Source organism: Acinetobacter sp. SH024 (assembly GCF_000163635.1).
GTDB classification, from domain to species: Bacteria; Pseudomonadota; Gammaproteobacteria; order Pseudomonadales; family Moraxellaceae; genus Acinetobacter; species Acinetobacter pittii.
This window is the reverse complement of the sequence record NZ_GG753602.1, coordinates 158,992-183,841: the sequence shown is the minus strand read 5'-3', so window position 1 is coordinate 183,841 and position 24,850 is coordinate 158,992. Positions and strand designations below refer to the sequence as shown.

At 40.8% G+C, this 24,850-nt stretch carries 16 protein-coding genes; 10 read left to right on the top strand and 6 right to left on the bottom strand.

Annotated elements, in window-relative coordinates; all coding sequences use genetic code 11:
• Positions 1–56 precede the first annotated feature (56 nt).
• Together pnp and rpsO are read right to left on the bottom strand one after the other, a co-directional pair.
• Positions 57–2,144 (bottom strand): polyribonucleotide nucleotidyltransferase, encoded by a 2,088-nt coding sequence (pnp, locus tag HMPREF0013_RS17415; RefSeq protein WP_170814194.1) that lies wholly within the window; start codon positions 2,142–2,144, stop codon positions 57–59.
• A 257-nt stretch (positions 2,145–2,401) separates the two neighbouring features.
• Entirely contained in the window at positions 2,402–2,671 is a 270-nt protein-coding gene (rpsO, locus tag HMPREF0013_RS17410; protein ID WP_002114951.1) for a 30S ribosomal protein S15, read from the bottom strand.
• A 210-nt stretch (positions 2,672–2,881) separates the two neighbouring features.
• On the opposite strand from rpsO, the gene HMPREF0013_RS17405 reads away from it, so the two are divergent.
• Positions 2,882–4,180, top strand: coding sequence for an EstA family serine hydrolase (locus HMPREF0013_RS17405; RefSeq protein ID WP_002114785.1), 1,299 nt, complete (start codon positions 2,882–2,884; stop codon positions 4,178–4,180).
• Between the two features lie 701 nt (positions 4,181–4,881).
• Here HMPREF0013_RS17405 and recD read toward each other — a convergent pair.
• The 3 genes from recD to HMPREF0013_RS17390 all read right to left on the bottom strand — a co-directional run bounded on the left by recD (position 4,882) and on the right by HMPREF0013_RS17390 (position 14,079).
• Positions 4,882–6,633 (bottom strand): exodeoxyribonuclease V subunit alpha, encoded by a 1,752-nt coding sequence (gene recD, locus HMPREF0013_RS17400; protein WP_025464143.1) that lies wholly within the window; start codon positions 6,631–6,633, stop codon positions 4,882–4,884.
• A gap of 108 nt (positions 6,634–6,741) precedes the next feature.
• The gene (locus HMPREF0013_RS17395) at positions 6,742–10,440 is read right to left on the bottom strand and encodes a UvrD-helicase domain-containing protein (protein ID WP_005804160.1); all 3,699 of its coding nucleotides are present in this window, start codon (positions 10,438–10,440) and stop codon (positions 6,742–6,744) included.
• Between the two features lie 3 nt (positions 10,441–10,443).
• Entirely contained in the window at positions 10,444–14,079 is a 3,636-nt protein-coding gene (locus tag HMPREF0013_RS17390) for an exodeoxyribonuclease V subunit gamma (protein ID WP_005804159.1), read from the bottom strand.
• A gap of 168 nt (positions 14,080–14,247) precedes the next feature.
• On the opposite strand from HMPREF0013_RS17390, the gene HMPREF0013_RS17385 reads away from it, so the two are divergent.
• The gene (locus HMPREF0013_RS17385; protein ID WP_002114989.1) at positions 14,248–14,754 is read left to right on the top strand and encodes a hypothetical protein; all 507 of its coding nucleotides are present in this window, start codon (positions 14,248–14,250) and stop codon (positions 14,752–14,754) included.
• Between the two features lie 22 nt (positions 14,755–14,776).
• Here HMPREF0013_RS17385 and HMPREF0013_RS17380 read toward each other — a convergent pair whose 3' ends face one another.
• The gene (locus HMPREF0013_RS17380) at positions 14,777–16,195 is read right to left on the bottom strand and encodes a polyphosphate kinase 2 (RefSeq protein WP_002115082.1); all 1,419 of its coding nucleotides are present in this window, start codon (positions 16,193–16,195) and stop codon (positions 14,777–14,779) included.
• Between the two features lie 209 nt (positions 16,196–16,404).
• Here HMPREF0013_RS17380 and HMPREF0013_RS17375 point away from each other — a divergent pair, with 209 nt between their 5' ends.
• The 8 genes from HMPREF0013_RS17375 (at position 16,405) to HMPREF0013_RS17340 (ending at position 24,831) form a co-directional block, all read left to right on the top strand.
• Positions 16,405–17,112, top strand: coding sequence for an FFLEELY motif protein (locus tag HMPREF0013_RS17375; RefSeq protein WP_002115047.1), 708 nt, complete (start codon positions 16,405–16,407; stop codon positions 17,110–17,112).
• A gap of 147 nt (positions 17,113–17,259) precedes the next feature.
• Positions 17,260–18,207: a bifunctional demethylmenaquinone methyltransferase/2-methoxy-6-polyprenyl-1,4-benzoquinol methylase UbiE gene (gene ubiE / locus HMPREF0013_RS17370; RefSeq protein ID WP_002114829.1), complete on the top strand. Its 948-nt coding sequence runs from the start codon at positions 17,260–17,262 to the stop codon at positions 18,205–18,207.
• An 11-nt stretch (positions 18,208–18,218) separates the two neighbouring features.
• The gene (locus HMPREF0013_RS17365; RefSeq protein WP_002115145.1) at positions 18,219–18,887 is read left to right on the top strand and encodes a ubiquinone biosynthesis accessory factor UbiJ; all 669 of its coding nucleotides are present in this window, start codon (positions 18,219–18,221) and stop codon (positions 18,885–18,887) included.
• A 12-nt stretch (positions 18,888–18,899) separates the two neighbouring features.
• Positions 18,900–20,519, top strand: coding sequence for an ABC1 kinase family protein (locus HMPREF0013_RS17360; protein ID WP_005804156.1), 1,620 nt, complete (start codon positions 18,900–18,902; stop codon positions 20,517–20,519).
• Between the two features lie 125 nt (positions 20,520–20,644).
• The gene (locus HMPREF0013_RS17355) at positions 20,645–21,958 is read left to right on the top strand and encodes an FAD-dependent oxidoreductase (protein ID WP_005804155.1); all 1,314 of its coding nucleotides are present in this window, start codon (positions 20,645–20,647) and stop codon (positions 21,956–21,958) included.
• A 26-nt stretch (positions 21,959–21,984) separates the two neighbouring features.
• The gene (locus HMPREF0013_RS17350) at positions 21,985–22,371 is read left to right on the top strand and encodes a VOC family protein (RefSeq protein ID WP_005804154.1); all 387 of its coding nucleotides are present in this window, start codon (positions 21,985–21,987) and stop codon (positions 22,369–22,371) included.
• Between the two features lie 174 nt (positions 22,372–22,545).
• Positions 22,546–23,319, top strand: a complete 774-nt coding sequence (gene hisIE / locus HMPREF0013_RS17345) for a bifunctional phosphoribosyl-AMP cyclohydrolase/phosphoribosyl-ATP diphosphatase HisIE (protein WP_005804153.1) — start codon at positions 22,546–22,548, stop codon at positions 23,317–23,319.
• Between the two features lie 9 nt (positions 23,320–23,328).
• Positions 23,329–24,831, top strand: a complete 1,503-nt coding sequence (locus HMPREF0013_RS17340; RefSeq protein WP_002114901.1) for a UvrD-helicase domain-containing protein — start codon at positions 23,329–23,331, stop codon at positions 24,829–24,831.
• The last annotated feature ends 19 nt before the right edge of the window (positions 24,832–24,850 follow it).

Genomic DNA, 24,850 nt, shown 5'->3' with positions numbered 1-24,850 from the left:
CATCATGCCATAAAAAAAGTCCGCATCAAGCGGACTTTTTCATGTCACTAGAACAATTATGCTTGTTCAATGTCTTTCATAGTCAATTTGATACGACCACGATTATCAACATCAGCAACTTGTACTTTCACTTCCTGACCTTCTTTAAGAACATCAGTTACGTTCGCAATACGTTCATTTGAAATTTGCGAAATATGAAGAAGACCATCAGTACCTGGCATGATATTTACAAACGCACCGAATTCTACGATACGGATTACTTTACCGTCATAGATCTTACCTGGTTCAACTTCAGCAGTAATTGCTTGAATCTTAGCAATTGCAGCTTTAGCAGCAGCTTTAGTTTCACCAAATACGCGAACTGTACCGTTGTCTTCGATATCAATTGCAGCTTTAGTTTCTTCAGTAATTTGACGGATAGTTGCGCCGCCTTTACCAATAACATCACGGATCTTGTCTGGGTTAATGTTAATCACTTCAAACGTCGGTGCATGAGCACTGATTTCAGCACGAGCACGTGAAATGACTTTATTCATTTCGTTTAGGATGTGCATACGACCAGCAAATGCTTGGTTTAATGCAACTTCCATGATTTCTTCAGTAATACCTTCAATCTTGATGTCCATTTGAAGCGCAGTAATACCGTTTGCAGAACCTGCTACTTTAAAGTCCATATCACCTAAGTGATCTTCATCACCCAAGATGTCAGAAAGTACTGCGAAACGCTCGCCTTCTTTCACTAAGCCCATTGCGATACCCGCAACTGGTGCTTTAAGCGGAACACCTGCATCCATAAGTGATAATGAAGCACCACATACAGAAGCCATTGAAGATGAACCGTTAGATTCAGTAATGTCAGATACAATACGAATTACATACGGGAAGCGGTCAGCAGCAGGAAGAACTGCTTGAACACCACGACGTGCTAAACGACCGTGACCAATTTCACGACGCTTAGGACCAGATTCACGGCCTGTTTCACCTACAGAGTATGCAGGGAAGTTATAGTGCAACATGAAGTTGTCAGTTTTAGTACCAGCAAGGGTATCAACCATTAACGCATCACGAGTATTACCCAAAGTTGTTGTTACTAACGCTTGAGTTTCACCACGTGTAAATAAGGCAGAACCGTGTGCACGATCTAATACGCCAACTTGAACGTCGATAGCACGAACAGTTTTAGTATCACGACCATCAATACGTGGCTTACCTGACAAGATGTTGTCACGTACTGTACGGTATTTAAGGTCTTCGAATAATTCGTTTACTTCATCAGCAATACCAGTTTCGTCATTTTCTGGAACGAACTGAGCTACAGCTTCTGCATAAAGTGCATCAAGTGCTGCGTAACGATCTTGTTTAACCGCAATTGTATATGCTTCAGAAATTTTAGCTTCGAAAGCTGCTTTTAATTGCTCAAGAAGAGCTTCGTTTTTAGTTGGAGCAACCCAAGTTGACTCAACAGCACCAGCAGCGGCAGCAAATTCTTTAATCGCTTGAATTGCAATTTGCATTTCGTCATGACCGAAAAGAACAGCACCCAGCATTTGGTCTTCTGAAAGTTCTTTCGCTTCAGATTCAACCATCAATACAGCAGATTCTGTACCTGCAACCACAAGGTCAAGGTCACTTTCTTTCAACTGTTCGAAGTTCGGGTTAAGAACATATTCACCGTTGATTAAACCAACACGTGCACCACCAATTGGACCACGGAAAGGAGTACCAGCAATAGACAATGCTGCTGATGTACCAAGCATTGCTGCAATGTCAGCATCCATAGTTTTGTCAGAAGAAACAACAGTTGCTGTTACTTGAATTTCGTTGAAGTAACCTTCTGGGAACAACGGACGAATTGGACGGTCAATAAGACGTGAAATTAAAGTTTCAGCTTCAGAAGCACGACCTTCACGCTTACCGTAACCACCAGGGATACGACCAGCTGCATATTGTTTTTCTTGATAGTTAACTGTTAACGGGAAGAAGTCTTGACCCGCTTTTGCTTTAGGTTGAGCAACAACTGCAACTAAAACAGTTACGCCACCCATAGTAATTAAAACTGTGTTTGCTTGACGTGCAACGCGACCCGTTTCTAAAACGACTTGATGTTGACCGAATTGGAATTCTTTACGAACGATATTAAACATTGACATGTATTGTATTTTCCTAATTTTATTCTAGTGAGACCCCTAAGGTTTGGCATTCAGACTACACCGATTGGTAGATAAATGACAAAGCTTAGAAGCCATCACACTAGATCAATTATTTAAAATAAGTTAAACGCAAAGAAGGAGCGCACAAGCGCCCCTTCTAAAAATCACTTAACCTAACATTAAGTGAAACTCTCTTTTCAGCGATAAAGCATTGCGACATGCGAAATAGCGAAAACAAAGTGAAAATCGAATTAACGACGTAAACCTAAAGCACCGATCAAAGCAGTGTAACGACCGTGGTCTTTACCATTTAAGTAGTCGAGCAATTTACGACGTTGGTTAACCATACGGATCAAACCACGACGGCTGTGGTGGTCGTGTTTGTGAGCTTTGAAGTGACCTTGTAAATCATTGATTTGAGCAGTCAATAAAGCTACTTGTACTTCTGGTGAACCAGTGTCATTTTCAGCGCGAGCAAATTTAGCAATGATCTCTGCGCGGTCTGCATTAGTTAAAGCCATTCGATTTCTCCGAGATGCTTAAAAAAGTAAACGATATGAATCAGTTGAGGCAACTGACTGCCGTGCATCACTACAGCAAGTCGCCTATTTTAAGGTATCTATAGGTGGATTGCAAAATAGTTTTCAGTAACTTGTCATTTTAGACACTGACATGAGGACCTTAACCCTGCACACTAGCCTCGAATAAAAAGAAAGAAGCGCGAGGGACGTGTGAAAATTTTTTCAACCAACACTTGTCCAGTACCGGACAATATTGAGCAAGTCATTCGACAAAAAGATGAAGTTGCTGCTGAACAGGGTGGAATGAGTGATCACCAGATTCAAAAAATCTGGAAAAGTATAGAAGGACTATATAAAACCGGAAACTATCCACTCATTACCTTTTGTTTACGCAGACAAGGTAAAATTTTGCTGAATCGAAGCATTGGATATGCCCAAGGAAACTCTCCGGCAGGACTTCAAGAAAATGTCCTGATTGCAACACCTGATACACCTGTTTGCCTATTTTCAGCATCAAAGATGATTACAGCCATGTTGATTCATCTATTAGATGAAAAGGGTGAAATCAATTTACTTGATCCCGTGAGCTATTATGTTCCTGAATATGGTGTCAACGGTAAGCGTCGTGCAACGATCTTTCATTTATTAGCACATCGTGGTGGCATTCCTTATATTGATGGCGATGTCACACCAGATTTATTGTTTGATAAAGACGAAATTTTAAAACGTTTATATGCTGCCCGACCTGTGTCTCCTGCTGGCAATCACCTTGCCTATCATGCTGTTACGGCAGGTTATATTTTAGGAGAAGTCATTGAACGGGTGACTGGGCAGGATTTACGTGAATTTGTACATCAAACTATCGAAAAACCAATGGGGATGCCTTATTTCAATTATGGCTTAAATCCAGAATACCGTTCAGAAGTTGCCTTAAACTGTGCAACAGGTCTACATCCACGCCTTGGTACCGATCACTACCTGAATCATGTGTTAGGTGGCGGTTTACAACTTGCAGTTGATGTGACTAATGATAGTCGTTTTATGGACACCATTTGCCCAGCTGGAAACATCTATACCAGTGCAGAACAAGCCGGCCGTTTCTTTGAAATGCTTTTAAGTGGAGGAAGCTACGGCGGTCAGCAAATCTTTAGTGAGAAAACAATTTTCAGAGCAACACTGCCAACCACAGGCGTTAACATTGACCGTACTTTGTTAATTCCAATGCGCTATGCTCTGGGGCCAATGTTAGGTAGCAATCCTGTAGGTCTTTTTGGCCCAATGACAGGACAAGCATTTGGTCATTTAGGATTCTCTAACATTTTATGTTGGGCCGACCCTGAAAGAGATATCAGTGTTTCTCTATTAACAACTGGTAAATCTGTAGTAGGTACTCACCTGCCTGCTTTAGCTAAAGTGCTCTATCAAATCTCAACCCAATGTCCACGTATACCAAGAGATCAACGCCGTTCGTTATTTGGTAGTGATTCTCATGAAACTGACTTAGTGTAGAAACAAATAAAAAACCCAAGCATTTCTGCTTGGGTTTTTTGCGCTGTAGTTTTTGTTTATCGTGTTATTACTGTTTTTATTGTCGTTGGTGAGATGCTAGTCACATCCTTCTTGTTGTTTTAACTCACTTCCGATGTTTTTGTTTCTATTTCCTTATGTGATGTATTGTGACATATCCAATTATGAAGAAAAGTAGTATTTTTCTTATCATCATGTAAGTGAAAACGTACAGGTCTGTATAATATTTGGTAAATCGCCATTTTAACCTTTAACGTACAGTTCTGTATAACATATAACTTAACAATTCACAGGAAAAATGCCTGTTTTGAAATCATATTATAGATAAATATATTGATATTATTGATTTAAATCTTTAGACAAAAACAGAGTGAAGATAGTGCTAAAAACGAAATGTTGTAATGCTTTTTTTAAACATAGTGAAAAATAGAATATAAAAAAGCCCTGTAGTCTCTCCCAAAACTACAAGGCTTAGCGGCTGTAAGTTTCCTCTTTATACACCTACTTCATTGTAAGTTCGCAGTCTCTCGACTTAAGTTATTATTATTGTGCGATTTTGCCCGACATTCCGTGCCAAGCTCGTTGTGCGTTTATAATCTCAAAAACACGGGGTGTACTCTAGCAGCAAATATCTCGAATCTATGTAAGCTTTTTCTTACAAGGGTGAAAATATTAAGTTTGTCTTAACGAACTAATCGATTAACTTTTTGAACTAAACCGCTTTTTCGTGTAGTACGAACTGTAAATGCTTGTAATAAAGCCTCTTGATGTACTAAAAGACTGACTACTTTCTTAGCTCGTGTAATTGCAGTGTAAATAAGTTCTTGGCTTAATAAGTTCTTGGCAGCCTGATCTAAAACGACAGCAGTATGAGTAAATTCAGACCCTTGCGATTTATGAATTGTTAAGGCGAATGCACTTTGAATACTTTTAGGTAATCGATTTGCAGCAACCCATTTGTTCAAACTTGGAAAATATACTTCAAACTGCTGTGGCTGAGTCCTGTGCTCAAAACACAAACCAATATCGCCATTTGAAATACCGAGCTGATAATCGTTATAAGTCATCATTACAGGACGACCCACGTACCATCCTCCAAGAGTCACTATTGAAAGTTGCTGTTGCAACCAACGCTGCGCATATTGGTTTAACTGCTGCAACCCAAACGGGCCATGCCGAACCGCGGTTAAAATCCGGTAGTCATCAAATGCTTTTACTACATTTTGGACCTGTTCAATCGAGCGCTCTTCTTTTAAATAATTTTTTAGACTCTGTACATACCCTTGAAAACCGAGCATGAGCTTCTGATAATAAATTTCGACTTCTGCGTGATTTCCTTCTGGTAAATACTCAAGCTGAACAACATCAGGCATATCTCTTTGTAAAAGTATGGGCTTTAATTCTGAAACCTGAACAATATCAACTTCAAACCGCTGTAAAACCTCTACATGGTCTTGTTGATAGCTTTGAGCCTGAATAAATTTAGCCACTTGTCCAATCAATGCACCTTCAGCAAAACGACGACTGGTTTGTAATTGTACCCGGTTATCAGCCAACGCCTGTATTTGCTGCAAATCTGCAAGAACCGCACCGACATCGACAGAAGCGAGCTGATTTGCATCTCCTAATAAAATAATTCGACAAGACTCAGGCACTGCTTCAAATAAAAGAGTAGCCAGATTTAAATCCAGCATGGAAGCTTCATCCACCACAATCACGTCATAAGGCAAAGGCTGTTTTTGATTAAACCGTGGTGTCTGGCTATGTCCCATCCCCAACAAACGGTGAATCGTTTGTGTTCCCTGATTTCTGAGCTCTTCACTCACTAATCCGGACTCAAGCAATTTAGGATCATTAAACGAGTTCTGTAAGGCTTCTTGCATTCGCTGTGCTGCTTTACCTGTAGGAGCAGCCATCGCTACACGAATATGTGGAATTGCTTGGCTAAGTACAGCAATGATACGTGCAAGTGTATAAGTCTTACCTGTACCTGGCCCACCGGTAATAATACTCAAACTCTGCCGAGCAACCATTTGTAAAGCTGCCTGTTGATGAGGATCGGTAAGCAGGTCTAAATAGTCATCACAAGAGACTGGTTGAATTAATTGTTGCTTTAATCGACAAATTTGTTCTGCAAGTCGTTGCTCTAGGTGCCAATATCGGTATAATGCCAACCCCTGCTCATCGTAGACGCACGGCGCAACTTTTAAGGTTGCTTGATCGGCAGATATAGCAAGCTGACCAAGTGCTGCAATTTGCTCTGAACTGATATCAATACAACTATCGCCTTGTAAGCTCGCTTCAATAAGCTGCTGCAAGTAAGAAGTGGCTTCTGACACTTGCGATTGTTCAGTAAATGGAGCCTGATTTAAGAAGTTACTCCACGTTGTTAACCAGCTTAAATCGGCCTGTTCAGAGCTATTTAGATTGTCCACACACTTATCCACCTAGTTTTCCACACGCTTGTCCACATGGTTATAGACAGGCTTATCCACATGCCAAGTATTTGTTAATATTAAAATTACATAATTTATCAGCATTTTTCATGCAATTTTATCCTCAGCAAAATACCCTAAAATGGCATCAAGACGCAGAATAAACTCGACGCTAGGTTCCCAATAATAGTACCCCTGCTCTGCTTCACCATTCATGCCACGTAAATAAAGATAAGTTGCCCCACCTAAGTGTTGCTCAATCTGGTAATCCTGCATTTTGACTTGCAAATAGCGATGTAACGCAACGAGATATAAACCTGCTTGTAGCCAGTAACTTGCCAAAGACATGCTTTGAGCAATGCTATCGCTACGATAATCTGCAAGATCATCCCCTAAGTAATTACTTTTATAATCGGCAATGTGGTAACGCTGACCATCAAAATAAACCAAATCGATAGAACCATTAAGGTAACGCGCTGAACGAGCCTCAAGTAACTCCGGCATATTCAACCCATACTCAGCGAAGAGCTGCTGAATACGTGTCATTGCTAAAACCCGATCTGAGAGTGCCAAATAAAAAGGAAACTCTGACAAATACTGATCTTGTTGGAGCTGGTTTAATCGAAAGCCTTGAGAAAGCGGTGTTCGCAAAATATCTTTTAACCACTCTGCAACTGACTGGTAAAGCAGATTTTCTGCATCTTCCTCTTCTGGGAAGCTCTCGTTATATTTACTGAGTAAATCTTGCCAAAGGCTACTATAGTCATTTTTAAAACGACGACGTATTTCTATGACCCAGTCATCTGAACATTGAAAATCAATATGTTCAAATATTTCATGCAAGAAATTACCGGCAAGCGTTCCTCTAGGAAAGTTATTCTTTATCCAGTCAATCGGCTGAGCACTGATTGCTTCAGCAGTATTGATTAAGTCCAACTCATCTTCTGCTAATACAGCATCATTGCTCTGGCTGGCCAATAAATCTGTGCCAGCCTTATGTTTTAAATGCTGTGCCAAGTAACTGAAACTGGTTTTCCCTCTCGAATAAAAACGTTGTTCAGGAAACCGTTTTGCTTGTATTTCAATAACACTGGTTTGCTTGGTTAAATGAATTGCTTGTGGAATCTGTTCCAAAACCATTTCATCCGTACAGCAACGGTGTTGAAAAGGTTCAGCTCTATTTTTCCAAAAAGCGAGACCTGATACTGACTTGCCATCAATATCTTGTAGGACAGCATAGACGCGGTGGCTTGCTCGCGTTAAAGCGACATACCAAAGACGATTCTGTTCAGCGAGCGCTCGTTCTTCGTGCTGCTTAAGTTCTATTTCATTCAAATAAGTCTTGTCAGCAATCGCAACGACACGTTGAGTCAAAGTCTGGTTTGAGTCCGGTTTGACAATATCTTGGGTCGAAAAATTGAGTGTTTTATTATTTTCTCGAAAGGGCTTGTCTGCACCTAATAAAAATACAATCTTAAATTCCAGCCCTTTTGACTGGTGAATTGTCATGAGCTGAACACCAGCTTCACTCGATAATTTACGTTCTAACTCCCAATCACGGTCAAGAGGAGAACGCAACTGTTTGAGATACCAGTGATAAAGGTTCTGAGCACCTGAGTATTTTTCACTATGCTGACTCAGAATTTCAGTTAAATGACGCAAGTTCACCACAACCCGTTCATTATCTTTACTTTGGGCAACAACCAAATTTTGCCATATATCAAACTGGATGAGACATTGTTGCCATGCCACTAAAAAGCCTTGAGCGGACCACAACTCTCTAATCGTGTCAAAACCAGTCATAAACTGGCTTAACCCTTCGGCTGTCTGCTCAAGTTGCAAGAGTTGTTTTAAATCCATGGCAAATAGACGGCTAATCAAAGCTCGCTTCACTTTTGCCTCATCGTAAGGATGAAGTATGGCGGTCAGCAAAGCCCCCACGTCTTGAGCAATCGTGCAGTCGAAAACACTTCGTTTTGAAGGCCTGTTAACCCGAATTCCTAAACGCTCTAGCTCAAATTGAACTTTATCCAGCCCATCATGATTACGAGACAATACCGCAATATCATCTTCGTTTAAGACTTGAGTCTGAGCATCTTTTTGAAAATATAGTTGTCCAGCATGTGACTGGTTAAGTAGATCTCGAATCTTCCATGCAACTTGCTGAGCCTCTGTTTCTTTATCTTTGAGCATTAACCAGCGCAAAGGGTGAGGATTATGATTGTTCTGCTCAATCAGTACAGGATGAGGTCGAGTGCCCGCTCGAATTGGGTCATATTGAACTTCTTCGCCAAAGTCGATTTGCCTTTGAAATAAGGCATCGACCACATCAACCAGATCAGCAACAGAACGATGGTTATGAATTAACTTATATTCGCGGCCATGTTTGGCTTGAATATCTTTATAGGCATTTAAAAAGGTGAGCATATCCCCACCACGGAAACCGTAAATCGCCTGTTTACGGTCCCCCACCATAATCATGCAACCTTTTTGGTAGCGCTCTGGATGGCGCCAAATGCTGGCGAGCATATCGTCTTGATCTTGGTTAGTGTCCTGAAATTCATCAACCAAAATTAAGGGATAACGTGCCTGAACGAATACAGCAAAACGCTGCCCCTGCTCACCTTTTAAAGCTTCAGAAAGTGTACGAATTTGCTGAGAAAAAGTAGTTTCACCTTTATTTTGCAAAACCTGAGGTAAACGTTTTTTCACCTCTACACATAAATAGGCTTTTAAAAAAATATGAAGCTGGTCGAACTGCTCGGCGTAGTTTTTCAGCACACCAAATAGCTGTTGAATCTGTTGGATACAAGGATGTTGATAGAATCCATCTGAAATTTCAGCAGGACATTTCTTGAAAACTTTCTGATCGGCAAGTTGACCTAAAAACTTAAAAACAAGCTCACGTTGTGCAGTCAAAGACCCATCAAAAACCAAAATGCTGTCGCTTTGCGTTAGAACTTGCAACAGCTGCGGCAAACATTCACTAAATAACTTATTAAACGCTCCATTTCGAAATACTGTCCCGCTCACATACTTGTAGTGTTCACCATCAAGCAAGTAATATGCTTCTAAAAGGCTAATATCGATTTCTGCCGCTAATTGTTTGAGCTGCGTGAGTTCTTCAAATTGAATGGTTGGTTTTTCAGGAAGTTTAAAATGAGCAGAACTAAAATTCAGTGAGTCTTCAACAAGTTTGACAAAACTATCGACACTTTTTAATTCACCTGCCAGATACAACGCATCAATCACGGTCTGAGGTTGAGACTGTATCCATTCACGCAAAACATCATGAATCAGTTGTCGGCTATAGGTTTTGGCATCATCGGTAATTTGAGCACGTTCAATTTTGCCACTCTCAAAGGCAAACTCTCGTAATAGTTTTTGACTAAAGCTATCGAGTGTCCCGACAAATAACTCATCTAATTGATCTATAACCAGTTTTAAACGTTCACACGCATAGGCAATACGCGTCGCAAAATGTTTTAGAATGTGCTGGAGTAATAAGTCAGGTTCTTGCTCTGCCTGCGTAATTAATTCGTGTTCTGTAAAACTACGCTTGGCATCTAAATAACGGTACGTTTCAACCAAACGGGCACGAATACGGCTTTTTAACTCGGCAGCGGCTGCACGGGTAAACGTGGTCGCAATGACTTGTCTAGGCAAGTATTTTTCAAGAAAGATACGGACCATCAAACTTGATAAGGTATAGGTTTTCCCTGTACCTGCCGAAGCTTCAATTAAGTGTAAACCACTAAATTCAATATCAATAATAGGTTGATAAGACACCTGTACTCTTGAGTTCATGCCTTACTCCGAATGTTGAAATTGAAAAACCGGATGATACAAATCATACGCAAACTCATCACAAGCATGTTGAAGCAAAGCTTGCGCATCTTGTTCTTGTAAAATAAAGCTCCAGTCTTGATGCAACTTACAAGCTTCATTTTGAGTCATATCCATCGTGGTAAATGACCCTGTTTCATTCCAGTATTTTAGCAGCTCAGCATAGCTCTTCTCATCCAGTTTTGCTTTTTCTGTCTGATTTGTTGTTTCCCACTGATATGCTTTAGCTTTTTCTAGCGGCTTTAATAATAAGGCTGCTGGTAAAACCAATGGTTGTTGCTGTGCATGACGCCAGATTTTAAACCATGGCTGCAAATATTGCCGAGCTTGCTCAGAACTTACGCCACTACAAATCACAGTTTGATCACTAAAAACCACAATACGGCGCTTTTCAGCTCCTGCACTTCCCTCATTCAAATAAGCTAACCAGAGTAGATATTCTAACCAGACTTTAGCGCGTCTTTTTGCCCGAGCGCTTGAAGGTTCCATACTCACCCAGTCCCGAGTTTCAGACTTCGGAATTGTAATATTCATATGAAGCTGTTTAGCAATTCGCCAAATACGCTGAGTTGTTTGTGTCACTGCTGGTGCATAATGGTGAAGGCGCTCAAGCAAACATTCTTGCTCAAACACACCTTGTTGCCATGCACTATATTTGACTTTACCGACAGGCAACTGATCAATTAATACTTCAGGTTGTGCTTGCTGTTCAGATTGTTGTAAAAAATGTCGGATCGCATAGCGCCCTAAACCATCTAATAATAAAGGTTCATTTTGGTCGAGCACTCCGACACTTCCTAAGTTTTCTACCCCTAAAGTTTTCAAATATAATCGTGCAGGGAACGTCACATCCTGTATCCAATGCTGGCTCTCTAAAACCAGCATGTCAGGTGCTTGTAGCGGATAGGTCGTATTCGCCCAAGGTTGACGGCTTCCTGAAACTTGCTGAATTTGTGAAGCGACCTTAAACCAGTGATCTTGGTAGCGAATAACACTTTTTTCTACAGTAAAACCTTTCGGGTCGAAGGGCTGTAAATCATGTAAGTGATAGAGTTGTTTTAACTGTGATGGAATCTCAATTCCTTCAATAACGACACTTTCAGATACACCATCTTCAGCTTTCACAATCAACGCAAGATGTTCACGAAACTCTTGAAGAATACTGGAAGGTTCGCGCACCTCGCCATCGTTCACATCAAAGCCGTTATAAAACAGCCATAAATTTTCTTGGGCTAATAATAAAGCATCTAAAAAAGCACCTTGATCATCTTCAAGTCGAGAGCGGTCACCTAACTGTTGACGCAGTGCATCCATCAAATCAAATGGAACGTGTGTATCACGGTTTGGAAATTGTCCGGCATCAAGATTTAGCATGACCATTAAACGATAAGGTAACGGTCGAATGTGTCCAATTTGGGCAAAGGTAATTTGCCCTGTCGGTTCAGCTTGTGCACTTTGGCTTTCTAATGTCCGTTGAATTTCTTCAATAATATAAGGCAGAGGCAAAGTAATTTTGCGCAAAGTTCCGGTTTCTGTCTCGGCGTAATAACTTGCGAGTGTCAACATTCGCTCTTGTTTCTTAACAATTTCCCGCACAGCTTTTAGAGCAGCAACACCGACCTGCTCAAATTCAACAATATCTTTGCCCAGCACTTGGAGCCAATATTCAACGGTATAGACTTTTCCTTGTTCATGCAGCGTTAGCCAATCACGGCGCTCATTCAAATCTTGATAAATTTGAATGAGTGTACCAATCAGCTCAAAATCACCCGGTTGAACTTTGGCATAACTCAACACCTGATTAAATGTCGCATGCACAGGCACGGCAATCCCAAGAGCCAATCGTTCTAAGGCAAATTTAAAGCTATATCGATAATCATCATCACCGTCACACAAACTGCGCTTGAGATGCTCTGCATCAAGCCCTCGTTTAAAGCCCGCATCGGCAAGCAAATTTAAAATCCGCTCGACCTGAACATACTCAAGTTCGTAACGTTGCTGGGTCGCATGCAAGCTTAACCAATCAGCAAAATCATCAAAGCTAAAACGGCCCTGCATCAGTTGAATACGCCCAATTACGGTACGCCAAGCATTAAGTGCATCAAGTGATGCAACACCTGCAATTTTCACTGGCAAATGTACACCTTGCTCAGTGGCAGTAGCGGGAAATACACTTCGAATTAAAGGCTCTATATCAGCCAAATTAGGCACTAAAACTAAAATATCGTTTGGGCGGCGCGGCTGTTCATGCGGTTTAGCCAACCAACCAATCAATTGCTCTTTTAATACTTCAAGTTGACGTAAAGTCGAATGACAAACATGAATCTGAATAGAGTCATCGTCTGGAGCGAGTTCATATTGCTTAGCTTGCGGTTCTACCAAATGCAAAATATCTGACTGAACTTTACCGAGTAAACTTTCAGGAAAATCATCCACAAAAGCATCAACCCACTTACCTTCTTCACCCGTAGATAAATTCGATAATAAAGAAAAGTGGTCGCGGGCTTGTTTACCCAATCTGGTTAAAAGCGGATGTCTAGACTCACGCGCTTCAGCATTAAAGTTGAGTGTGAATTTATTAAAGAAATCGCTAATTTCAGCATCTGTAGCCTTTGGGTTTTTCGCAATAAAACGCTCTTTTACCCCTAAGTCATAACGCTGCTTCCACAGTGGATCGACACTATCGGCCCAATATTCTTGTGAAGGGTTATAGTGCAAAATCAAGACATCAATATATTGGCCTAAACGGCGCAAAAACTGTAACTGGCTTGGCGGCAAATCTAATAATGTAAAAATCACTACTTGATTAGGTAATCTTGAAATAGCACGCTTACCACGGTCTGGATGATCTAACTCTTGCCAAAACAACGCGTCAATTTGCTGCATTTGCAAAAAGTCATCATGAAAATGTTGCTGCCACAACCAACGCTGCCAGCGTTCTAACTCCTCAGTTTGATGTAATGCAAAAGCAGTCACTTCATCATCTTTTTGCACAATATATTTTTCAATATCGAGTGCTCGGCCCTGTCCCCAAGCAGACAACCAGTTTTCCGGACAGGTACAACTATTTTCACAACCACGCTGGCACTGTCCACGATAAATCATATAGTTGCTAAATAGATCGGCAACCTGCTCAGCGACCCAATACAGCATTTTTTGTTTTTTTAATTGTTTATCTATGCCTTGTTCGAGTCGATCTGCACTGTCATAAATACGCTGAACAATAGAATGTAAAGGATGCGATGTGTCTATGCTCATCGTGTCAGGTTGAATAAATTCGTGCAAAGCCTGATGCACCCGCCATTTAAAAATCAAACGCGGGATGTTCGCTTTACGAACCTGCTCTTTATGCGCAGTTAAAACTTGCTGATAGGCATACCATTGGAAACCTCGTACCCGTTGGTGAAACTGGTAATTGGCACTCATGCCTTGCTGTTCTGCAAGTTTTTGTATCAGCCACTGCTCGACCACAGGACTTGGAACAATAAAATGTTGGGTTTTCAAAACCTGTAATGGATGCGTTGAAGCTTGAGATGTAGACGCCAATACACCTTGCAACAACACATCAATACGTTGACTTTGAATAACATGGATCCCCATTTATTTCATTTCCTGCTTGCATAATTTATGCACAAAATCATAAACATTCATTACTATACAACTGAATCTGACTATGTCACGTTGGTTTAAACACAGCATAATTTAACTTAAGGTGTCACTTACACTTGGTTTGAATGACGCCATCAAGAACTTATACAGGTAGACATTATGAAAATTGACAAGATTCCTGACTATATTGATCCTAGCCTAAATCTGGAACAAATTCGCGATGAGTGCCATGATCTCATCAAAAAAAGAGCTTACGTCTCAGCCGGAGCGGCAATTGTACCGATTCCTTTTTTTGACGTGGCGGTAGATTTGGGAATTTTGTCGCACCTGATTCCAGATATCAATTCCCGTTTTGGTTTAGCGCCTGAACACGTGAGCGTTTACGACCCAAAAACTAAAACTATTCATTGGGATGAGTTACGTAAACGCGGTTTTGAATTTTCAGGTTTTGTAGTCGCACGTACTACCGTTAAAAAAACATTTAACGGCTTTTTAGGCAAAATCGTAACAAAACAGGTGACTAAATTTATACCGCTAGGCGGACAAATTGTAGCAGCAAGTTTAGGCTATTTCATGATGAAAAAAATAGCAGAAACTCATCTGAATGATAGTTATAACCTTGCAAAACGTATTCAGCAAAAAAGCCGTACCACCATTGTAAATTAATCTATGCCTTATGGCTGAGAGCTTAATCTGCTCTCAGCTGTTTTAAAATCGCCCTTAATACTTCCAGACGTGCCGTATATTTATCGTCAGTTGCGACAATATACCAAGGTGCATATTCAGTACTGGTTCGCTCAAACATATCGGCTGCTGCTTTTAAATAATCGTCCCACTTATCACGATTACGCCAATCTTCTGCTGTGATTTTAAAACGTTTATGCGGTGTTTCTTCTCTGGCCTTAAAACGCTGCTCTTGCTCATCTTTACTAATCGCTAGCCAAATTTTTACTACAATCGTTTGACTATCAAATAAATCTTTTTCAAAGCGATTTATTTCATCATAGGCACGCTGCCACTCTAAAGGCGAAGCAAACCCTTCAACCCGTTCAACGAGCACGCGCCCATACCATGTCCGATCAAAAATCGTGATTTTTTCAGCTTCATTAATGCGGTTCCAAAAACGCCATAAGTAAGGATGTCGAGCTTCAAAACGTTCAGGTGCACCAATACAATGAATATCATATTCACGTGGGTCTAAGTTTTTAACAATTCGCTTAATGGCCCCGCCTTTACCAGCAGCATCCATACCTTCAAAAGCAATCACGACATTGCGTTTATCAAAACGCATGGCATCGGCAATTTTTTTACTCAGTTTATCGAGCTCTTTTTTATATTCAGCTTTTTCAAGTGGTTCATTAGAAGGTTTTAATAAACTCTCTGGAATTTTAGCTTGCTGCCATTTTCCTTTAACTTCAGTTTCATGCTCTGGAAGTTGACGCATGTGTTGTAAAAGGTATTGAGCAAAAAATTGATCACGTTGCTTTTCATCTTCGCCATCAATAATGTACCAATCATCGGTAAAACGACGGCGTAACTTTTGCAAAGTGTCATATTGTTTTTTATTACGCCAGTCTAGGCCGTGGAGCTTATGCCAATGTTGTTCAGATGGATCTATTTTATCTAAACGTTTTTGCAGCGATTTCCATGAAAGATCGAACCAGACTTTAACGACATCGACATAGTTATTTTTTAGATCTTGTTCAAATGCCCGCATATTTTCAACATAAGCATCAAAGCGTGCCTCATCTAAAGGTTCAGATACATGCGTTGCGGTAACGAGCAAATCGCTATACCAATTACCAAACATCACCACAATTTGACCTTCGGTAGGAATAAAACCCGAATAAGATTGCCAAAATGCTTCTGTATCTGTCAGCACACGTGGCGCGTCTGCTTTGACTCGTAAATATCTAGGGTCTAACCACTCACGAAGTTGCTTAACAGCCTCGCCTTTTCCAGCCAGTTCAATACCACTCATTAATATCAGTGTGCTTTTAGCGTTGGGTTTGCCCCGACTTTCTTTTAACGCATATTGTGCTTCAATCAAGTCGACTGAAAGCTGTTCTTCATCACGAATCTCAAATTTTGGTTGTTGTTCACTCATAGTCCACAGCTCTAATCTTTTATTGTTTAATTTCGATGATCTTTAACTTATGCGGTTAAATGATGAATTGCTATACAAATTATGTCATTGCGACAAAAATCTGTCTAAGAATTGACGCATGAATCATTTTTTTTACATCTACTCGCCATAGTACAAGGTTACAATGCCTTTTATGATTTTTTGCAAATAGCCCAATATTAGAGCCTTAAATGTCTAAACTCGCTGCTTTTGATGAACTTTTACAACAATATAAAACATTTAATTATCACGATAATCCGGTGCTTGCTCAGCGTTTGCAAGATGTACAAACATGGCTAAAAGAGCGGATGAAAGATACGCATCATGACTTTTTTAATCTGCCAGCGCACAAGCTCATGTCAGAGTACTTTTTAAATCGTTTATATGGTGGCCCAGAATTTGATGCTCTTGCAGCTCAAATCGAACGCTTATTGAAATATGCGCATAAAGCAGAAAAAGTCTTACCTGAAAATGCAATTAAAACAGGCACTAAATCGGTAAGTTTAGCTGTACTTGCAACTCAACTTGATGAGCAAGTAGCAATGCAACTTCTTGAGGACTATCCGGCAGATACCGTACTCACTGATGAGATTATGCGTTTAACCTTAATTAAGCTCGATCAAGCAGAAGCTCGTTACCAGCAGCTTGCTCTGCTTGACGATTTAGGAGTAGCACTCGATAAATACATGCGTTCATTTATGATGTTTACTGCTTTTAAAATGTGTAAAGGTATTGCCCAAAAATATCACTTCGAATTGATGTATGATTTCATTCAAGATGGTTTTAGTGCGATGAAACCGTTAAAATCAGCCGAGACCTTTATCAAGACTTTTACTGAAAAAGAACGCCAGATTATTGAAAATGTACATTCAGGGCATCCGAATCCGTTTAGAGTGTGATAAGGTCGGCACATAGAAAAACTCAACCTCACGAAGTTGAGATTTTATTCATTATATTTGCATGATGATGCCTGTAAAAATAGACAAAATCTGTCATCATGCAGAACTTATTCCGTTTCACTTGAGTTTGAGTCTAGGAGAGACAATATGTCTAACGAAAACCAAAAGCCAACATCTCCAACTGAGCAGGCACAAAGTTCAGACAAAGTTAGCCCATTCCTAAGCTCACCTTTACCTCAAGGTACTCCTCAAGGGCAACAACAAACTTTACAGCAAACCTTAACAGACACACCTGTGAATGGTTCTGTACCTAAATACAATTTACCTCGTGGTGCTGGTAATACTGGCAACGTTGGTGAAACCACACACTTTGGTTACTCAACTGTTAGAACTGAAGATAAAGCACAAAAAGTTGCAGAAGTTTTCCATTCAGTTGCAAGCAAATATGACTTGATGAATGACTTAATGTCATTTGGTATTCACCGTTTGTGGAAGCGTTTTGCAATTAACATGTCTGGTGTTCGCCGTGGTCAACACGTGTTAGACATTGCTGGCGGTACAGGCGACTTAGCAAAAGTATTTAGCCGTGAAGTTGGTCCGCAAGGTCACGTTGTACTTTCAGACATTAACGAATCTATGCTCAATGTTGGCCGTGACCGTCTAATTGATGCAGGCTGTACCAATGTTGACTTCGTTCTTGCCAATGCAGAAACTTTAGAACCTTTTGCAGACAACAGCTTTGACCTTGTAACCATTAGCTTTGGTTTACGTAACGTGACAGATAAAGACGCAGCACTTGCTTCTATGTTCCGTGTATTAAAACCAGGTGGCCGTTTACTGATTCTTGAATTTTCTAAACCTGTATTTGAGCCATTCTCAAAACTTTATGACCTCTATTCATTCACTGCTTTACCGATCATGGGTAAATTGGTTGCGAATGACTCAGAAAGCTATAAGTATTTGGCTGAATCAATCCGTATGCATCCAGACCAACGTACTTTAAAAGGTATGATGGAAAATGCTGGTTTCCAGAACTGTGACTATCACAACCTTACTGCTGGTATCGTTGCCGTTCACCGTGGCTTTAAACTGTAAGGGATAACGATATGTGGTCGATTCTGGCACTCGGTGCAGTCGAACGTATCATTCATCATCTGATCGATCTGGATGCGGTTACACGCATTCAGCTTAATCAGTTACAGGGCAAAATGCTGCGTGTTGTGATTGATAGCCCGCAGCTTTCTGTCGATGTATTCTTTGACCAAGAAAAAGTACGTCTTGAACCTACCGTAACAGGTCATAGTGAAAAGCCTTCTATTTTTGAACAGCGCCCTTTTGATGCGCAATTCAAAATTTCTGAAGCAACAGCAACTTTGCATGTTAAAGATGTCGTCGAACTGATTAAATTATTGGTCAGCGATCCAGATCAGATTGGCAATATTCCATTGCAAGGTGATTACCACCTGCTACAGGATATTCAAAAGATTATGCAGCAAGCTGAACCAGATTTAGCTTCGCACTTATCAAGATGGGTCGGTCCTCAACTCGCCCACGAAATTGGCAAGATTCAACTTGCACCCAAACATTTAAAACGCTCTCTTCAAAGTCATCTATTTTTTGCAGAAGACGCATTAAAAGAAGATAGTGGTCTATTTGCCCCTCGTTGGGAAATGGATGATTTAACTCAAGCAACTCGCAAGCTTAATCAAGACATTGACCGTCTAGAAGCAAGATTGCAGCAACTCAACACACAACTACAACCCTCTCAAGACTAGGTAAGACTGTATATGATTCCGCACGTTTCACGTTTACTCGAACTTTGGCGTATTGCAGCGCACTATAGACTCGATACGTTGTTCCCTGCGGATGAATTACCAGTTAAAGCTCAACGTGCATTAAGTGTTATTAAAATGCACCCAGCTGCATGGTCAAGTCGCGAACGTAAAAATCCTTTAAAGCTCAAAGAAGCTTTAGAAGAGATGGGGCCGCTTGCAATCAAGCTTGGTCAATTATTGTCAACTCGACGTGATTTAATTCCACCTGAAATACTCGCTCAATTGGTCTTACTTCAAGATCAGGTAAAACCTTTTGATAGCAATGTTGCCAAACAACGTATTCAAGAATCGTTAAAAGCTGACGTTAATACCTTGTTTGCACGATTTGATGACCAGCCATTAGCTGCTGCATCAATTGCCCAAGTTCATACTGCTGCATTACATGATGGTCGCGAAGTTGTGGTTAAAGTGACTCGCCCTGACATCCGCAATCAAATCTTACAAGATTTTGAAATTTTGGCATGGTTAGGCAACACGCTAGAAAGCCGCCTTGAAGCTGCTCGTGCGTTGCATCTCACCGAAATTATTCAAGACTACCGCCAGATCATTTTAAACGAACTCGACTTGAGTATTGAGGCGGATAACACCCGTCGTATGCGTCATTACTTTACTGGCTCAACCATGATGTATGTGCCAGAAGTCTACATGGACACCAAAGATGTCATGGTGGCTGAGCGCATTACTGGTGTGCCGATTTCAGATACGGCAACCTTTGACCGTCTAGGCATGGACCGCGCACAACTTGCAGAAAAAGGGTTAACCATTTTCTTCACGCAAGTCTTCCGCGATAACTTTTTCCATGCCGACATGCATCCTGGTAATGTCTTTGTAGAAACCATTAATCCAAACAATCCACGCTTTATTGCACTGGACTGTGCGATTATGGGCGAGCTATCTAAACACGACCAGATGACGGTTGCCCGCATGTTGCTTGCGGTCATGAACAGTAACTTTATGCAGCTCATTCAAATTGTGCATCAAGCTGGCTGGATTCCACCAGGTACAGACCAAGACGCTTTAGCACGTGAAATGCGCCGCACTGTTGGGCCAATGGTGTCTAAACCAATGGATCAACTTGATTTTGCGGGTATCTTAATTCAAGTCATGGATATTGCTCGACGCTTCCATCTTGAGATACCACCACAGCTCATGCTGCTACTCAAAACTTTAGTGCATGTAGAAGGCTTAGGTACTGATCTTTATCCGAAGCTCGACATCTGGAAATTGGCAAAACCAATTTTGACGGAATGGGTCAAATCCAACATGAACCCCGTCAAAAATGTAAAAGAACTCGGCCAGCAATTACCTGACCTGCTTTTAGGTGCTCAAGATTTCCCAAGTTTAATTATTGATAGCTTAAATGGTTTAAAAAATCAGTCGGCTTGGCAAGACCGCCAGTTACGCGAAATTCAACAACTTCGTTTGCAAATGGAGCATCAGCAACGCCGTAGCTGGATGTTCGGTAGTAGCATGGTGATTTTACTGACTATTGCGATTATTAGTCCTTGGTTTGTTTCGATTATTCTAATTGTGCTGAGTAGCTTATTAGCGCTTTGGCGTATATTGAAATAAGTTCAAAATCCCTTGCCAGTGCAAGGGATTTTTTTTATGGAAAAAATTTAATTTTCAAAAAATTTATAGATCAGCTATTCGTTCATTGCTAAATTGAAGCTATAAATGCTTCAAAAGAACAAACAATGAAAACACCTCATTTTGCCATTATCGGTGCAGGTACAGCAGGTTTAGCCACCGCCATTTTGCTCGCCCGCCAAGGCAATAACGTTACTATTTTTGAACAAGTTGATGAGTTATCTCCGGTAGGTGCTGGTTTATTACTCCAACCTGCGGGCTTAGCAGTATTTGAACACTTAGGTGTGCTCGATAAAGCTCTAACATTAGGTGCAAAAGTCACAGGCTTAGAAGGCCAACTTCCAGACAAGCGTCTTTTAGTTAACAGTCATTATCATGAAGCATCAGCAAATCTTTATGGCCTAGGTCTACACCGAGCCACTTTATGTCATGTACTCACTCAAAAACTTAGCGAGTATTCAAGCCAAATTACTTGGTGTATGAGCCACTCTGTTGAAAGTTTTGAAGAACGTAACGATGAAATTCGGCTATTCAGCATACATAAAAACCAAAAGGTTGATGCTTGCTTTGATGGCCTACTTATTGCCAACGGTGCTCGTAGTCAATTAAGACCTAAAGCATGGGTAAAGGTTGACCAATCCTACCCTTGGGGTGCGGCGTGGAGTATCGTGCCTGAGTGCCAAGTTCTCGATTCTGAAATTCTGCATCAATTTTATGATCGCTCGAAAATTATGATGGGAATTCTTCCTACAGGAGCGATTCCAACTGAACCTCAACAGCGCCTTTCAAGTGTTTTTTGGAGTCTACCTACACCACAACTACAAAGCTTTTTACAAGATGAGCAGGCTAAACAAGCTTGGTTAAAGCAAGTCTCAGAACGTTGGTCCAAAGTTGCAGAATGGCTGAAAGAAATTTTGTATAACAGTCAAACTCAGCCTAAATGGCTATCTGCAAACTACCGCGATGTCGTCCTGACTCAATTTGGTCAGGGTCGAGTTGGAGTAATTGGAGATGCAGCTCATGCAATGAGTCCACAGTTAGGACAAGGGGCTAATATGGCATTATTGGATGCTTGGGCTTTTTCTCAATCATTGCAACAAGCTCAAAAGAACCAAAATATTGATTGGTCCCTACTCTGGCAGCATTATCACCAGCTTCGCCGTTCATCTACCCAGTTTTATCAATTTCTCAGTCGTTTACTAACACCACTTTATCAATCTGACCATTGGTGGGCTGGAGGTTTAAGAGATTTAGTTTTCCCTTGGATGTATCAAATCCCTTATTTTCGAAAAGAAATGGCAATTACAATTTCAGGCTTAAAGACAGGTCCATTCCAACAACTTGACTATGATCAGGTTGCTCAATTGCCTAAAGAAAACAGTGCTTTTCATTTAAAAAGTGAATCTCTGTCGGACTATTAACCCAACTAAATGATAGTGAATAACACATGAAAATCAGCCATCTTGATCATCTTGTTTTAACCGTCTCAAATATTGAAACTACCTGTAATTTCTATCAAACCGTCTTAGGGTTTGAGGTCATCACTTTTAAAGGTGATAGAAAGGCTCTACAGTTTGGAAATCAAAAAATAAATTTACATCAGCAAGGCAATGAGTTTGAACCCAAGGCACTACAGCCAACTCCTGGATCTGCCGACCTGTGTTTTATTTCAGAAACTCCCATTTCCGAAGTGATTGCACACCTTAATCAATTAAATATTACAATTGAGGAAGGCCCCGTTGAACGTACCGGTGCAATGCATCCTATTATTTCAGTTTACATTCGCGATCCAGATCAAAATTTGATTGAGATTTCAAATATCCTCACGTCTTAGCCACTTGAATAAGATACCGACTGGTAAGCGTTACAAGATGCGTATTACTATGACAAAGGCAAAAAGCGCAAAGAATTTTTCCGCAAAGCGACGTTGATGCCGTACACTATACAAGCTATTTTTTAGCATCTGATTGAAATCAATTTATAGTTCCTATTTCTTTGGTGATTCCTCATGAATAACACGCAATGGCTCGATGAAGTAAAATTTAACGAACAAGGTCTTATCCCTGCCATTGCTCAACATCATCAAACCGGACGTATTTTGATGGTAGCGTGGATGAACCGTGAATCACTTGCACTTACAGCAGAAAAAAATCAGGCTGTTTATTTCTCTCGCTCTCGCCAAAAACTTTGGCACAAAGGTGAAGAATCAGGTCACTTTCAAACTGTCCATGAAATTCGTCTAGACTGTGACGGCGACGTGATTGTATTACAGGTTGAGCAACATGGCGGTATCGCATGTCATACAGGTCGTGAGTCTTGTTTCTACCGTAAACTCACCCCACAGGGCTGGGAAATTGTCGATGCACAATTAAAAGACCCTACTGCAATTTATGGTGACAATGCTAAAACTGAAAGCCACGATCATGCTTATACTACTGAACAAGTGGATGTACTTGCTCACTTAGGGCAATTGATGCAAGAGCGTAAGCAAGCAGAAGCAGACACTTCATATGTTGCAAGCCTTTATAAAAAAGGTATCAATAAAATCTTAGAAAAAGTCGGCGAAGAAAGCGTAGAAACTATTATTGCTGCGAAAGACTACGCTGCTCAAAATACAGAAAGCAATTTAAATGACTTGATTTATGAAACTGCCGATTTGTGGTTCCATAGCATTGTCATGTTGGGTTATTTCGATCTTAATCCACAACTTATTATTGACGAATTAGCTCGTCGTCAGGGTTTATCTGGTTTAGTTGAAAAAGCTAACCGCAACAAGGTTTAAAATCACTCAGTGTCGAATATCGAAAAACCTAAAGCCACCTATGAGCAAGCAATTGCCATAGATAACGGACGTCTTGGGCAATCATTTAAAGTGATTGCCTATGCGGGTACAGGTAAAACTACTACGTTACAAATGATTAGTGATGCCATGCCTGAACGGCGCGGTATGTATTTGGCTTTTAACAAAGCAATTGCTGGTGAAGCACAAAACAAATTTCATCGTAATGTAGACTGCCGGACTTTTCACTCACTCGCGTTTCGCAGTGTGCCACGCGGTGTGACTGATAAATTACGCTTACCTCGCTTAAGTCCAAGCTTTATTGCCAAAGAATATCGACTAGAACCTATTACTTTACGACGCATGATGGGTGGACGTTATGAAAAATACGTCTTAATGCCAAGTCGCCTCGCAAGCCTTGTCGCTAATGCTGTCAGCTATTTCTGTTCAACCAGTTCTCAATATCCAGCTCCTCGACATATTCAGGCGCCCAACTGGTTACATCCGGATGATATTACCGAGCTACAAACTCACCTTTACCCTGCTGTAGAGCGCCGTTGGTTAGAGTCCATCGACCCAAATCATCAGGCAGGAATTGGTCATGATATTTACCTCAAACTTTGGGCTTTGTCTGAACCTAACATCCCAGCCGATTATGTACTATTTGATGAAGCACAAGATGCCGACCCTTTAATGCTGGGTATTTTACTTCGCCAAAAAAGTACGCAGGTCATCTATGTAGGTGATGCACATCAGCAAATTTATGCATGGCGTGGTGCAATCAATGCGATGCAACAATTACCGTTGCCAGAGTCTCGCCTCACCACTTCTTTTCGTTTTGGTGAAACGATTGCAGATGTTGCCAATGCATTGCTAGGCGGATTAAATGAAACTGTTCCTTTGCTTGGTAATCCAAATCAGAAATCAAGTGTCGTAAATAAACCGCATACCAAAATGCGTGATGCGATTTTATGCCGTACCAATGCTCGGGCCATGGAACTTTTATTAGCTGGTTTAGTTCACGGCGATAAAGTGAGTTTGCAAGCTGACCATCAAAAACTAAACCGTTTTGTAGATGCTGCAAGTCTCTTAAAACAAGGAAAACGGGTTACTGATGTGCCTGAATTAGCATGGTTCAACTCATGGCATGATGTCCATGAATACTGTGAAACCAATGAAGGTAGTGATATTAAACCATTGGTTAAATTGGTGGATGATCACGGCACTGACCCACTAAAAAAAGCGCTTGCAAAGATTACACCACTTGAGCAAGCTGACTATGTCATCTCTACAGCCCATAAAGCAAAAGGCTTAGAATGGAACCGTGTTCATATTGAAGATGACTATCAATTTAAAATTAATGGGTTAGAACACAAGATTACTGATGAAGAGTTAAGACTACTGTACGTTGCCTGTACTCGTGCTAAAGTAAGTCTAAATATCCATCATCTTTATGATCTGATACAACAATTAAAACTAAGGGCGCCTTTAAGTCTTCGTCAGTCGGTTGGTTGAAGCGCTCATATTTAGGTGA

Coding starts and splice junctions, on each gene's coding strand:
- pnp (WP_170814194.1), bottom strand. CDS start 2,144: ATGTTTAATATCGTTCGTAAAGAATTCCAATTCGGTCAACATCAAGTC.
- rpsO (WP_002114951.1), bottom strand. CDS start 2,671: ATGGCTTTAACTAATGCAGACCGCGCAGAGATCATTGCTAAATTTGCT.
- HMPREF0013_RS17395 (WP_005804160.1), bottom strand. CDS start 10,440: ATGAACTCAAGAGTACAGGTGTCTTATCAACCTATTATTGATATTGAA.
- HMPREF0013_RS17390 (WP_005804159.1), bottom strand. CDS start 14,079: ATGGGGATCCATGTTATTCAAAGTCAACGTATTGATGTGTTGTTGCAA.
- HMPREF0013_RS17385 (WP_002114989.1), top strand. CDS start 14,248: ATGAAAATTGACAAGATTCCTGACTATATTGATCCTAGCCTAAATCTG.
- HMPREF0013_RS17380 (WP_002115082.1), bottom strand. CDS start 16,195: ATGAGTGAACAACAACCAAAATTTGAGATTCGTGATGAAGAACAGCTT.
- HMPREF0013_RS17375 (WP_002115047.1), top strand. CDS start 16,405: ATGTCTAAACTCGCTGCTTTTGATGAACTTTTACAACAATATAAAACA.
- ubiE (WP_002114829.1), top strand. CDS start 17,260: ATGTCTAACGAAAACCAAAAGCCAACATCTCCAACTGAGCAGGCACAA.
- HMPREF0013_RS17365 (WP_002115145.1), top strand. CDS start 18,219: ATGTGGTCGATTCTGGCACTCGGTGCAGTCGAACGTATCATTCATCAT.
- HMPREF0013_RS17360 (WP_005804156.1), top strand. CDS start 18,900: ATGATTCCGCACGTTTCACGTTTACTCGAACTTTGGCGTATTGCAGCG.
- HMPREF0013_RS17355 (WP_005804155.1), top strand. CDS start 20,645: ATGAAAACACCTCATTTTGCCATTATCGGTGCAGGTACAGCAGGTTTA.
- HMPREF0013_RS17350 (WP_005804154.1), top strand. CDS start 21,985: ATGAAAATCAGCCATCTTGATCATCTTGTTTTAACCGTCTCAAATATT.
- hisIE (WP_005804153.1), top strand. CDS start 22,546: ATGAATAACACGCAATGGCTCGATGAAGTAAAATTTAACGAACAAGGT.